The following is a 13,050-nucleotide window of genomic DNA, read 5'->3' on the forward strand; positions in this document are numbered from 1 at the left end:
GGGGATTTCGTCTCGGTGCCGACAAGTTCGGTCCGAGTGTAACCCAGATCGTGGGCGAGAGCTTCCACCTTGGGGCGGGTTTCCGCCTTCCGACGATCCTCGAATGTGGCAATCGCCTTGGCGACGTCATTCTGCATTTTCTTCAGCTCGCTAAGCGTCGGTGCCTCGAGATCGAAAGCAGCCGTTGGTGCGGTCCGTGTCCTGGATTTCCCGGTATCGATAACCCATCGCGGTAGGGCCCTGCATTTCCCGGCAGGCAAGGGCAGGGGTGACAGCTGGTGATAGCCACTTAGGCCGCTAGCGGCGTGCTGGGCTTTGGGTCAAACAGTCCGATTGGCAAGGGGACATGGTCTGGCATGGGCTCCCCGCGCATCTCTGTCTTCTGGGCCATCCCTTCGACTGACAATCCCCTAATCCCGTTCGGGCTCTCGCGCGCAACCCCGCGCCGGTCCGGGCCGTGTTGGCCGCCTTTGGCGTCCTGCCCGCTCCACCCCGGTCCTCTGGGGGTTTCCGGCGTCCGTTCCGTCCACCGTGCACGCGTCACCCGACGGGCTTTTTCCGGGTCTTGTCGAAGGGACGGTCCCGAAGACAGGAAACACAGGAGCTTACCATGCAGAACATCGTCATCCTCGCCGGCAACATCGGTCAGACCCCCGAAGTCCGCACTACCCAAGGCGGCACCAAGATCACCAACTTCAGCCTCGCCACCTCCCGCCCCCGCCTCTCGGAAGGTCGCGTCCTGCGCGACGATAACGGCTACCGGGTCATGGACACCGAGTGGCACCGCATCTCCTGCTTCAATGGTCTCGGCAAGACGGTCGCGGAGCATTGCGAAAAGGGCATGAAGGTCCTCGTCCACGGCCGCATCCACTACACCAAGTGGATCGACAGCATGGGGAACGACCGCTACGGCTGCGAGATCATCGCCGAGAAGGTCGACTTCCTGAGCCGCCCGAAGTCGGCCGAGACCGAAAACCCCGAGCTGGTCGACCGCGACGACGAGATCCCGTTCTGAGAACGGGGTCTCTCCCCTCGGGCCCGGCGGGACAACCTGCCGGGTTCGGGCGATCTCGGCCCATTGCTGCCATTCGGTCGCTGACCGACCGCTGCGGCGCGGCTACGCCAGACCGGCCATTCGTCTATCGCACAGCATTTTCGGACGATGAAGGTCGGCACAGCGGACAAAGCTGGCTTTCGCTGCGGTTGCGCAGATGTTTGGTTTAGGTCAATCAAGCAGGGATAGCTTTTTGAACCACAGGAGCGACTGTGAAGACTGTCATCCTCGAACATGAATACGCCTCACCGGCGAAGGAGGTCTGGGCGCTGGCAACGGACCTTGATGCACTCAGGGAAATCATGGATGGGGTTGTCAGCTTCGAAGGGTTGCCGAGCGGTCGCGTATACCAAGGCCAGAGAATTACCGTGCAGGTGTCGCTGTTCGGGAAGTTACCGCCTCAGCCGTATTTCATGGAAGTCCTGGAATGCGACGACGAAGCAATGATTTTGCGGTCTTCTGAAAAGGGCGCAGGCGTCAAATCGTGGCTTCACACTCTGACCGTGGAACCGCAGCAGTCAGGATCCCGGCTGCGCGACGTCATTGAAATCGACGCGGGCTGGATTTCATGGGCCTTCGCGCTCTGGGCACGGTTTCTGTATCGCAAGCGACATGAACCACGCGTTCAAATGCTTGCGGACATGCGGGCGAAACGGTCTGAGACTGAGTTGTCCGATGCAGAATCGCCGTGAAGTGAACCAAGGTGGACTGCGGCTTTTCGCGCTATGTGCAGTGAACTGCAAAAAGGGCTCGAAGCCGACATGCGGCGTTGCGGCAGACCCCTTGCCCTCACGCGCCAGTCCTGGGAGCGCTGACGGCCCTAACCTGCCGTTCAGTCCCTGGCCGACCGCCGCGGTGCAGCTTCACCAGACCGGCCATTCGTCCATCGCGAAGCATTTTCGGAAGATGATGGTCGGCAATGCGCACGAAGCCGCCGCTCCCATCGCCTAGAACAATGACGGTAGTCTAGCACAAAGCGATCTTCGAACCCGGCTGCAATTCCGAAAAAACAGTGGGAGCACAACCGACTCATCTCTCCGCCCAATTCGACCACCGGAGAATGCAGTCTCGTGCCAACGAAAATAGTAAGCAGACGAACAAATCGCGCACCATGCAGGCAAACCATTCAGATGTCATGGCGACCACTGCTACTAAGGTGATTGCCGTCGCGCTTTATGCTGATCGTCGGATTACTGATGACGAGTTGCTGAATGCGATCACTTCTATCAAAAAATCGGCAGGCTTGGACCAAAATATCGGCTCGCGGTCCGCTAGGCTGATCATGTGGTCGTGGAAGCGTCAGTGTGCTGTCTGCTGCCATTGCGCAATGGATTCTCACCAAGAGAATCTAATGCTGCTTCTGCAGCTCGGTGATCGGCGCGCCTGTTGGAAATTGAGCAGTTAATTGCGACATTGCTGGAAGACACGAGCGGCGGGAACATTGCTCATACGTAGACGTCTTACGCGGCGCTGAGGCAGACTTCGCTTAAACCACCCCAATTGCGTCATGGCTTGAAGCAGGCTTCTGCAGATATGTCTTAGCGTGTTCAGACTTGCGCAATGCACGGAAGCCGCCCGAGAGAAGGCCAATAGAGCTACATGTGCCATCCGTACGCTCGTCGCAGTCGCACCGGAGGCCGGATTTCGAGAAGTGTGAACCTATCCCAAATTCATGCAACGTGTGCTCGAAGCGCTTGTCAGTGAACGTAGAATCGTCGTAACCCGAATGGAGATACTCGTGGCAACTCTACTACCAGCAACCAGCGACGTCATTCGATTTATTACATAAAAATGGTCGCATGAAAATACAGGCGCTCTATCGCTCTAAGCAATTTAGTTCCGCCATCGTAAATGCAAGTTCAAGCCTTGGTAAGGTAATGGGAAACCTCATGGCAGCATCATATATCTCTGATGGTAACGGAGAGCAAAAGTCCTCAATAAATTTTCTGGAAAAAAATATAACCGGATGGTCGGGATGAAGATCTCGAAACCAAGGAATTATCTGATGCAGGGAAGTCTCTTCAAGAGGATAGTCATCGACGTCAATTATAATGTATCTATATTTCTCCACATCTGCAGAAATAAAAACTTCCAGGCCTACAAGATCGCAACAGCCTCCATCCCCCTCCACCCAGTCAATGAGAGCTTGGTATCGATCAATATTTTTAGCTAACAGGGCAATACATCGTCCCAAATCAACATAATCGCTCGTAAAAAACTCAGGCGTTTCCGGCGAGCCATTGCTTGGCGGTGTAGAACCTTCCGAAATACGCTTCAAGCCACTCACTAACGTCGCCACTGCTTCCACGATATGATAAAACATCTTGCAATTCTTGATAACTCAATCGCGTAGATTATGCGTGGCTAAGAGTAATTGCTGAAGAAATTAATAGCACAGTCCGCGTTATCTTTAACTCGCGAGTGCGATAAATTGGGCAAAATGATGTATCTTTTGATAGACGCCGAAACGCTCGATGTTGGCGCACAAGCTCAAGCTCCATTTCGGATAGGCCGCAAATAAAGTTCCGCATCCAACACTAACATTTTTGAACGCGTAATATCGAGAATAATAGTATGGCGGATAGGGGTTAGAAAGGCGCCGAAAATGATAAATGATTACGATCCCGATACCTTTCTGCATAGCTGCAGGACTAATACAAAAAGATAGGAGCATGCTATTAGGCCAAATATGTCCCCAGCCAAGAATCCCCAAGAAGCTGTTGTGATTCCTCCAAATTTAATGGAGCTAGCACACATGTTCGAAACAGCAGATGCGAGTCCGCAAATGAAAAGGGTCGGAAAAATTCTCTTTTGATCAGTACGCAACTGTGAAGAGTGATACTTCAACAGGCTGTGCGTGACTGGTGTCATGATTAGCACACAAAGTACGACCAATAAGTCACCGACCGAAAGAGCCGCAAAACCGATCTCAGTGAAGCGCGTCCAAACGATTACTGGAAGCAAATATAAGATTGACCTATACCCCAGTATAACTCCAAAAATCACCCTAACTCCGTGAGGAAAATAAATCAGCGATGCTGAATTCATGGGGCTACTTAAGAATAAATTCTGCAAAGCGAGAGTTTGGTGGTAGGTGAAGTTGTGCGCAACCAGATAAACGAAACTCACGATCAAGAATGTCTTTAGGCAGTTAATTAGTGGCTCCACGCATCACCTAGTAATGTCAAAATATTGGGAAGCCATGGGGCTTAGGATTTATAAGATTTGACATGTCCATCGACATAAAGGTCTCAGAAGTATACATAGAGATATCTATTGTTACTTGTGCGTTCGGCGAATGAAATGCTTCATCAAACTCGTCAATAGCAAGATAGCGTCTCGCGTCAATTTTTATTCGCGTAAACGTGGGGCAGAATGGGCAAGATTGCTTAGTTTCTAAACATTTTCATCTTTACATGCGATGAAGCAACACTAATATGACATTTGCAATGTTGATATACATGAGGCGAGTCATGAAATCTCTTCCCGTACTTGCGAGCCTCCGAGCGCTAGTTGATCAAATGGAAGTTGATCTTGGTCTTGCTAAAGAAAGTCGCGCGGAGATTGACATCATACTAGCAATTGCATCAGTCCAGTCCCAATTTGGGTCTGCCTCTGTCGAGCAAATATTGAAATCCCCTCTGGCTCGGAAGTTATCGCGTCCTACTGTGTTTAGGATTACTAATCAACTTGTTGCAAAGGGGCATATTTATGTTGAGGGCACACTTCCACATCGACGGTATGCTACAAAAAAGTGAAGGCTGAAAGGCCGAAATATTATATTTTTATATCAAATATTGATGCATCGGGACCTGCCATTCGGATCATCCGATATTTATCGATTTAGCTTACGGTGGAAGTGCGCAACTGTGCGTAAATAGGTGTGGCGTTGGCTTGAAGAAATCTCAACTCGGCTTCTTATATTTCATATTGTGAGACTGCATGTTTATGTGAGACAATGGAAATCGTAATTGTGAAAAGATAATAACATGGGGCCACTGATCATGCCCCCTCTCCTGCGGGGTGCGGTTTTTCTATACGGGCCGATGAAATTATCCAGCTATCTACGACTGTATCGTTGTTTCTACTGCGTTTGGATAGAACGTCATCGATCAATAACAATTCCGCTATTAATAGTTCCACCGTCGCTCCCACCAGAACAACCAGTGCTGTCGCGACCAAGTCACTTGTCCAAATCAGGGTCCAGACCCCCAGCAACGCCCAAATTTCGCCACGCTCGTAACGCCATATAGCAATTAAATCGCGTGGATTGAGAGAGTCTGTCGCTGGAGGTATCACAGTATGATATCCTTTTTAGTAGCTAGAATATGAACTGAACCAAAATTGTTACGCCGAGAATGCAAATCACCAAGTCTGTGATTACCCCGGTCGGAGAATTGCGAAATGTTCGCAAGCTACCGCATTTGCCACAGCCACTTCTGAAAAGCCGCATCTTATGGCCACAATCGACACACGAGTAAATTTTTATCGTCATCTTAGATCCCATAATTGATCTCAACAATGAACACGTGATTGCAATGCGGACGCAAACGCCCAAGAGTAGATTTGATTTTTTTCAATAGTGCCTTGGATTGTGCAAAGGATACAAATGTCGGCCAAAGCAGCACGAAGCTCGTCAAATTAGACTTCTAGAGATCTTCGGTCACATAAAGATATCAAAAGATACATCTGACCCCCCAATTGGAAAGGTTTTCAATCCAGACTGATTGGACAACCATTGGTGCATCCTATTATCATTTTGAGATTGTACTAATGTTGCGTGCAGAAGACCAAGAAACACCAAGCTCACCCACCGGTGTCTTAAACTTACTTTTGACAGATAGCCACGCAGCTGCTGCTCAACTAATGATGCAAGAGTTTAAAAAAATGCCTGGCATTATAGCGAGGCACGCGCAGAGCTTAAATATCCTCCGAGATGAATTAACGGCTTCAGGCGCCGATATCGTACTACTTGACTATGATTTGCCCGGCATGAGAGGGGTAGACAGCTTGCATGAACTTACATCGAAATTTCCCCACTCAAAATTTGTGATCTATTATCCTGGACTAAGCTATATAGGCGCTTCGCGCGCCATTGAGTTAGGCGCGTTTGGCTACATTCCAAAGTCCACAACTTTCGACGGAGTTTTGGCTGCCGTAAATTACATTGCATGCGGCGAAATTTTCATGCCTTCACAAATAGTTAGGCAATCTTATAACGCAAGAAGCGACAAAGGACTTGGGGATCTTGATATTGAGTTATTAAGGCTCGCAAAGGCCGGAGTTAAGACGAAAAATATTGCTTCAGAACTCAGTGTCTCAGAATCGACTGTCAAAATGCACTTTAGAAAGATATTTTCTGCCTTAAAGGCGAACAATCGGCCACATGCTGTATCTATCGCACTAGAGCTTGGCATAATCACATGACGGCAAGGTGCTATTCTAATGTGTGCGTGAGATATTGATCCACGCAGTGCAGCCGGGTCATTTGACTCTAGAAGTCATGATTTGCGCGATAGGTTGAACTTGTATTTTCAAATGCCGAGCAATTTATAGACCGATCATTTTTATGAGATAGCGACTGTAGTCGTGCGTTCAGAGAGTTTTGATCTTAATCCTTGAAATCTTTCATGGTAGATTCTTTGTCCTTTTGATATCTCAATCGATCCATACGATATACTAGCATTATTTCATTAGCTGAGTAAGGTATTCTTAGGTAACGAGTGATGTGTTTGTTCTGGGGGATGTTCTCCCGCGTTAAGTGGTATTAGGTTAATTTTCAACTGATGGTCGGCACTATTCGGCGGTTAGTGATAAGGGCGCCATTCATTTGGCGCCCTTATTTATTCCGTTAGATCTGATATATTATGCCATTTGAGTGCAAGGACTATCTTGCGTGGAAAGCAGACGCCTCTTCAGTTGAACCCCTTTGACCGGTGCTAAACAAAATATCTAGTAGTGCAGCGGGCAATAATTTTAGCAACTCGCTGACATACGCTAAAAGATGATTTTAAGGAAATAAATGTTTAACACCCAAGGCTAACGCTACTATTGATCTTAACTTTTTTAGGATCAGGACCCATTGATTTCCCTGGGATGGCGTGATCTCTCTCCAGGTTCGCGGTTCGTGGCGAAATCGTAGCGCTGGTAGCCATTTGAGTGGCTTGGTTTTCTCGCTTCCTTGTCCGCGGCTTGGTCAGGCTTATGAAGTCGTCAATTGAGCAAGTTGGAATAGGTGCGGTCCAAAATAATTTCTGGTTCTATCGTTATTCTGGTTCAAGTTGGCTAAGAGGTCTCTTGAGCGTTTAGCGCGTGCGCTGAATGAATGGTATCTGTAGAAGAGATCTTTGCTTGGACGGGTTTGATCACTTGCACTGGCATGTGGCCAAGCTTATTTGCGCAGTTCGTTTATGTAACCGTTGTCATCACCAAGTGCGCTAGAAGCGGCTATGTCTCGCCATATTTTAGTTCAACGGCATGTAAATGGCCGCTTCCATTATGGATTTAAATGCGATCTACATCGCAGCGAACAATTGCTTCCCGCCCTTTTGGCAGGTGGTAGTTTCGGCCCATAGCCGACATTCGATCCTGGAGCAGCCAAGGTCCGTATGCAGCCTAGCCAACCGAGAGCGCCCTCCTCAGATTTCACCTTCCGAAATTAGTTTGCCGCTCAAAGATCTATTGGCGGACACACCCCAAACCATTTGCGACCTCGCCTTGCCCCACCAGTCCCGAAAAGTGAGTGTATTTACCTGTCATCATACGCACTTGACCTGCAATGATTGCTTCATGAACATCGGCCTTGCGAGCGTAAGCCTGCACCTTCGCTTTAGAAATGTTCTCCGCCACTCGGCTGAGTTCATCATGAATGTCGTCTGGAACCAACGCACTTCGTGCCAACTTGTTTGCCTCATCTTCCATGGCTGGATCATTTCCGAACGCTCCGGTCGAACCCTCCGTTTCGTCAATAATCATCCCCTCGTCAGGCAAATGCCGCTCTACGTGCGCACATTCATGAAGCAGTGTGAACCAGAAGTTGTCGAGCCTGTGGTGGCGCAGACTAACAGCGATAGCAGGTTTGCCACTCGGAAGACTGAAGCATGCGCCATCGATATGTGTTTTCTTCAAGAACGGAACGTAAACCGCAGTGATACCTGCTTCATTGAGTTTTCGAAACGCACGTTTAGGCCCATCTGAGTACAAGCTGAGCTTGGCGATCTCTCGCCTGAAATCATGCCCCACGTCATGCGTATTGAAGTCATTTTCGCTCTCACAGCTGATTGCTTCACCCATAGCTCTCATCAGCCAAGCATTAACAGAGTATGGATTGGGCTCTTTATTTTCAGCGCCACGGAAGCGGACCCCCGCAAACTGGGGAGTTGAAACTTGCGCCGCCGCCATGAGATTTCGAACACGAGTTTCGATCTCGTCAGCTTTCGGCTTGACGCTCCCAAGCCAGCCTAACTTGAACATCTCCAAGATTGGAAAAGACTTCCAGTCAACACTTGGGCAGGATTCAGGCAGCTTTGCTTCTAATTTTCCTAGAAGAACATCTGCCGGGATTCCTAGTTTCTCATGGAGAGCGCGCATCATATCCAGTGACGGCTTGCGCTTTCCATTGAGAACTTCCGAAACCCGAGACTTCGGGAATTCGATAATGGCGGCAAGTTGAGCGCGGTTAATTCCCAGCTGATCAATGCGAAACTCAATCGCTTCAACCGGCGTTGGAAGCTGAACTGGAAATTGCTCCATCTCATATTTTTCGACCAAAATTGCCAGAACTTCGAGATCGCGAACGCCTTCTTCAGAAAGTTCATCCTCCAACATCAGCGCATCAATCTGCTCCATGGCCCATGCATGGTCAGTTGCGGTCTTGATTGGCCTGATGTCTAGCTTTTCCATGTTACTGTTCCCACGTCGATTTCATCGTACTCCCCATGGGTCCCGATGAACTCGACCTTTATGACTCCAGCTTGGTAGTTGATCCGAACTACTAACCTGAAATGATTCCCCTTGATTTTGAAGATCGTTACCCCGTTGCCTTTTCCGACAGGCCTTGCATTCGGGTATTGATCTTTTAGTTCACCAGGGTTCTTCCACTCTGCTACGGTCGCTTCTCGATGCCATGCCCGGAGTGCGCCTGCAGCTTCGTTCCCCCGCTTATGTGTCGTGATGAAGTGTTCAATCCGATCTTTTGATACCACCTTCATCGCGAAGTTACCTGCTTGGTTACCAGATTTTGATTACCATCTTGGTAACTCTCACCTGAAATAGCGACTGAAACCTGCGTTGGCAATAGGTGTCAGTCACGTCTCGGTCGTGGTCAGCAGCCAGATCGGCCGCCACAGTCACAATGCGCGGTAAGTTGCCAAGTGCGGGAAGTCTCGCCCAGAGCGAGACAGCATCAGCTAAGAATGACAGACGCAGACGCGTGTTAGAAGGCTTAGGGGCGTCAATGCGTCCGTCAGCTCCCTGCGCATCGCGGCCGTTCGTCCAAGACGCGGCGAATGGCAGCTCTCCGCCCTGACCACCTTCTAGAGGAAGAGGAGTGCCGGTTTCTCGGTGACGGGTTGAGGGTTGGGAGAGTGGCTCCCGGCGCCTGTCACGGGAGATAGCCGATGGGCGTTGTGGAAGTTCTGGATCCGGTACAGCCGGCGCGGGCTGGTGGCTGGAAAGTGGATGTGAGCCGGGGTGAACGGAACGGGCGGGTGTCGTCCGAGTGGTTCAACCGGCCGGATGACGAGCGGTATCTGTCGCTCGACGATCTCTGGGCCAATGTGAAGGGCCGCTCCGAGCGCAGCCGCAGCCGCGTTGTGCAGACAGCGGACATCCGCGTAGAGGCTGCGCGCGACAACCCGGAGCGGTTGCATCTGATGCTGCTGAAGGCGCACGAGCCGGTCGTGCCCACCCATTGGGCGTTTGGTCAGCTTGCCAGCATTGTCGGCGCTCCGGCCTCCTATCTGCGGCAGCTGCCCGCGCCGCTGGCGGGGATCAACCTGCAATACGGACTGACCAACCACCGCGCCGAGCAGGTGAAGACCTTCGAGACCGAAGATGGCCGCACGGAACTGCGCGCGGTCACCGGCCCCGACTACGGCCGCATCCATGACTTCGAGCTTGTCGAGGCGGTTCAGCGCATCGCGGGCAATGGCACGGGCGATACGCGCTGGAAGGTACCGGGTGTGCTGGATTGGTCGACCGGGGTCTACAACCCCGATGTCGAAATCAGTCGAGACACGACCACGCTCTACGCCTCGGACCGCGATGTCTTCTTGTTCTTGGTCGACGATCGCAATCCGATCGAAGCGGGCAAGCTGGCGGACGGCTCGCCCGACCTCTACTTCCGGGGATTCTACTGCTGGAACTCCGAGGTGGGGGCAAAGACCCTCGGCATGGCGAGCTTCTACTTGCGGGCGGTGTGCCAGAACCGGAACCTGTGGGGCGTCGAGGATTTCCAGGAGATCAAGATCCGCCACTCGAAATACGCCGCGTCGCGCTTCGCACATGAGGCGGCGCCGGCGCTGACGCGGTTTGCCAATTCCTCGCCGCAGGGCTTCGTGAATGGCATCAAGGCGGCGCGACAGCAGATCGTGGCGCGCAGCGATGAGGACCGTGCAGATTTCCTGCGTAAGCGCGGTTTCTCGAAAGCCGAATCCGGCAAGATCATCGAGAAGGTGCTGATGGAGGAAGGCCGCCCGCCCGAGAGCATCTTCGACTTCGTGCAGGGCATCACGCGGCTTGCGCGCGACAAGACCCAGCAGGATGCCCGCCTCGACATGGAAGGGCGCGCCAAGAAGCTCCTCGACCGGGTCGCCTGACGCCGGGCCCGACAACGCGACCGCCCTCGCGCGCGGCGGCGGTCGCACTTTCCCTTTCCACACGCACGCCACTGGCCCCGCCCCGAGAGGGCAGGGGGCTTCGGCCTGCGCATCTCAGCGAGAACCTTCATGACCCCCCAGGAAGAAACCGTCATCCTCGAGGCCCGTGACATCCTCGGCCGCTACCTCAGCCAGAACCCGGTCATCGGCAGCTGGCATGCGCTGATGGACTACTGCGCGCTGGCCGTCCGCGGGCCCATCGAGCGCTTCCACGTCCTCTATCTCGACCGCAAGAACCGCATCATCTCGGATGAGCTTCTCTCGACCGGTACGGTCGACCATGTCCCGGTCTATCCGCGCGAGGTGATCAAGCGAGCGCTGATGCTGAACGCCAGCGCCCTGATCCTGACCCACAACCACCCTTCGGGCGATCCGACGCCGTCGGAAGCCGATCTCAGCATGACCAAGGAAATCCAGAAGGGCTGCAAGTACCTCGGGCTGACGCTGCACGACCACATCATCGTCGGCGCCGGGACAGAGCTAAGCCTGCGGGCCCTCGGCAAGCTCTGAAGGCCCATCGGACCCATCACCGCCGCCCCTTCGAGGACGAGGGCGGCGGTTTGGTCTTTGACGGATGAAGCGGGGAGAGAGGCTTCCCGCGCCGTCGGAGATTTCCCCATGTTCGACTTGCCCCTGCCCATCCACCCGACCACCGGCCCGCGAGGCTTCTCGCCGGTTTTCGCTGTGGGCGATGCTGATCCCAACCACCCCTTTGCCCTGACCCTGTCGCGCCGCACGCCTGCGGATCTGATGTCGGGCCGGGCCGCGCCGTTGGTCCTCGCCCGCTTTGCAACTCTGGCCGAGGCCATGCAGGGCGCGATCGACCATGCCGAGGGGATCGTCCCGGATGCTCCGCCCCAGCTTCTGGCCATCCTCGACCGCGACGAGCGCCTCGTTCTGGCCGGGGCCGCCAGCGACCACGCCGTCGCCTGGTGCCACCCGGTCACGAGCGCGGCTGAAGCGCGGGGCGTCGTGACCGAGGCGAGCCAGCTGCGCGCGCAGGCCGGCCGCGCGACTGCCTGGGCCGAGCCGGATCTGGCGCAACGGCTGCGCCACCGCGCCGATCTTCTGGATGGGCGTCTCGTAGACCCGCTCTGGCGCGCCTTTGCCGCCCGGGCGCTGCAAGTCGCTGCCTGAGGCCCGAGAGGCAGAGGAGGGCAGGGGGGATTTGGAGCTTGTCCGGGGGAGAGAGATCGCCCGGACCGGCTCCGATCCCTTAACCTTAGCGGAGACTCACGATGACCTTGACCGAACCCACCCTCACGCCGCCGATGGCACCCTCGTCCGTCGACATGGCGCAGATCTTCGCGGCGCATGCCGCGCGCACGGCCCGGATCGACGCGCTGCGCCCCGGCAACAAGGACCGCCTTTTCGATGGCCTCATGGCCGCCGGCATCACCCATGTCACCGTGACCTTCGACGGTGCGGGGGACAGCGGCCAGATCGAAAGTATCGGTGCATGGTCTGGTGAAACCGCCGTCGATTTCCCCGCGACCGAGATCGAGTATGCCGCGCTCACCTGGGACGACCCCGAGGTCGAGATGCGGCAGCTCTCGCTGGAAGATGTCGTCGAGCAACTCGCTTACGACTTCCTCTCCGACACCCATGGCGGCTGGGAAAACAACGACGGCGCTTACGGCGAGTTCTGCTTCGACGCCGCGGCCCGTTGCATCCATCTCGAGTTCAACGGGCGCTTCACCTCGTCCGAACTTTACACCCACGATTTCTGAGGGGGCGGGTATGGCACATCCCTATCACCACGCCCTCTCCTCGGTGAAGAAATGGGGCGGCACGGTCGAGGATTTCATGGCGGTGCATGCCTGGTTCGACCAGAGCAAGGAGATCACAGCCGACTTCCGGCACCGGGCGCTGCGCCACCATGCCGAAGGCATCTTCATGGCCGAGACGATTTTCGGGCCGACCCTCACCCTCTCGACCGGGCGTATCATCCCGACCCGCTGGGTGGGAGAGCAGCATGTGAAGGAAGACCTCGGCTTCATCCCGAGCTTCGCCGATTGGGTGAAGGCTATTCGGCCAGAGCCGTGGATGGGCCGGACCGCGCGGATCGAGGCCTTGGTCGATCCGTATCTCGCTTCGCCCGTGGTCGAGGTCACCTGA

13 protein-coding genes are annotated in these 13,050 nt (G+C 53.9%); 10 read left to right on the plus strand and 3 right to left on the minus strand.

The genetic code is table 11. The annotated features are described in order from the left end of the window. Nucleotides 1-610: 610 nt before the first annotated feature. The 4 genes from IF204_RS18900 (at nucleotide 611) to IF204_RS18915 (ending at nucleotide 2,459) form a co-directional block, all read left to right on the plus strand. Nucleotides 611-1,015: a single-stranded DNA-binding protein gene (locus IF204_RS18900; protein ID WP_194098625.1), complete on the plus strand. Its 405-nt coding sequence runs from the start codon at nucleotides 611-613 to the stop codon at nucleotides 1,013-1,015. A 251-nt stretch (nucleotides 1,016-1,266) separates the two neighbouring features. Then, on the plus strand, nucleotides 1,267-1,746 hold the full coding sequence (locus tag IF204_RS18905; RefSeq protein ID WP_194098626.1) for an SRPBCC family protein: 480 nt from the start codon (nucleotides 1,267-1,269) through the stop codon (nucleotides 1,744-1,746). After that, nucleotides 1,730-2,005 (plus strand): hypothetical protein, encoded by a 276-nt coding sequence (locus tag IF204_RS18910; protein WP_194098627.1) that lies wholly within the window; start codon nucleotides 1,730-1,732, stop codon nucleotides 2,003-2,005. The genes IF204_RS18905 and IF204_RS18910 overlap by 17 nt, the downstream gene beginning before the upstream one ends. A gap of 109 nt (nucleotides 2,006-2,114) precedes the next feature. Beyond that, complete coding sequence (locus tag IF204_RS18915) at nucleotides 2,115-2,459, plus strand: hypothetical protein (RefSeq protein ID WP_194098628.1); 345 nt, start codon at nucleotides 2,115-2,117, stop codon at nucleotides 2,457-2,459. A gap of 411 nt (nucleotides 2,460-2,870) precedes the next feature. On the opposite strand, the gene IF204_RS18920 is transcribed toward IF204_RS18915, so the two are convergent. After that, nucleotides 2,871-3,377: a hypothetical protein gene (locus IF204_RS18920; protein WP_194098629.1), complete on the minus strand. Its 507-nt coding sequence runs from the start codon at nucleotides 3,375-3,377 to the stop codon at nucleotides 2,871-2,873. Nucleotides 3,378-5,827: 2,450 nt separating this feature from the next. Here IF204_RS18920 and IF204_RS18925 point away from each other — a divergent pair. Then, nucleotides 5,828-6,481: a LuxR C-terminal-related transcriptional regulator gene (locus tag IF204_RS18925; protein ID WP_194098630.1), complete on the plus strand. Its 654-nt coding sequence runs from the start codon at nucleotides 5,828-5,830 to the stop codon at nucleotides 6,479-6,481. 1,251 nt (nucleotides 6,482-7,732) lie between these two features. Here the strand turns inward: IF204_RS18925 and IF204_RS18930 are convergent. Both IF204_RS18930 and IF204_RS20345 read right to left on the minus strand, forming a co-directional pair. Beyond that, a complete protein-coding gene (locus IF204_RS18930) occupies nucleotides 7,733-8,956 on the minus strand; it encodes a helix-turn-helix domain-containing protein (protein WP_194098631.1) in 1,224 nt (407 codons plus the stop codon). Next, nucleotides 8,944-9,264, minus strand: a complete 321-nt coding sequence (locus IF204_RS20345; RefSeq protein WP_194098632.1) for a type II toxin-antitoxin system HigB family toxin — start codon at nucleotides 9,262-9,264, stop codon at nucleotides 8,944-8,946. The genes IF204_RS18930 and IF204_RS20345 overlap by 13 nt, the downstream gene beginning before the upstream one ends. Before the next feature lie 408 nt (nucleotides 9,265-9,672). On the opposite strand from IF204_RS20345, the gene IF204_RS18940 reads away from it, so the two are divergent. From IF204_RS18940 to IF204_RS18960, 5 genes are all read left to right on the plus strand, one after another. Further along, on the plus strand, nucleotides 9,673-10,872 hold the full coding sequence (locus IF204_RS18940) for a DUF932 domain-containing protein (protein ID WP_194098633.1): 1,200 nt from the start codon (nucleotides 9,673-9,675) through the stop codon (nucleotides 10,870-10,872). Between the two features lie 129 nt (nucleotides 10,873-11,001). Then, the gene (locus IF204_RS18945; RefSeq protein ID WP_194098634.1) at nucleotides 11,002-11,442 is read left to right on the plus strand and encodes a JAB domain-containing protein; all 441 of its coding nucleotides are present in this window, start codon (nucleotides 11,002-11,004) and stop codon (nucleotides 11,440-11,442) included. A 108-nt stretch (nucleotides 11,443-11,550) separates the two neighbouring features. Continuing rightward, the gene (locus IF204_RS18950) at nucleotides 11,551-12,069 is read left to right on the plus strand and encodes a DNA repair protein RadC (RefSeq protein WP_194098635.1); all 519 of its coding nucleotides are present in this window, start codon (nucleotides 11,551-11,553) and stop codon (nucleotides 12,067-12,069) included. Between the two features lie 101 nt (nucleotides 12,070-12,170). Continuing rightward, nucleotides 12,171-12,662 (plus strand): DUF6878 family protein, encoded by a 492-nt coding sequence (locus tag IF204_RS18955; RefSeq protein ID WP_194098636.1) that lies wholly within the window; start codon nucleotides 12,171-12,173, stop codon nucleotides 12,660-12,662. A gap of 10 nt (nucleotides 12,663-12,672) precedes the next feature. Beyond that, nucleotides 12,673-13,050, plus strand: coding sequence for a DUF6915 family protein (locus IF204_RS18960; protein WP_194098637.1), 378 nt, complete (start codon nucleotides 12,673-12,675; stop codon nucleotides 13,048-13,050).

Origin of the sequence: Marivivens aquimaris (assembly GCF_015220045.1) — a bacterium.
Taxonomy (GTDB): Bacteria; Pseudomonadota; Alphaproteobacteria; order Rhodobacterales; family Rhodobacteraceae; genus Marivivens; species Marivivens aquimaris.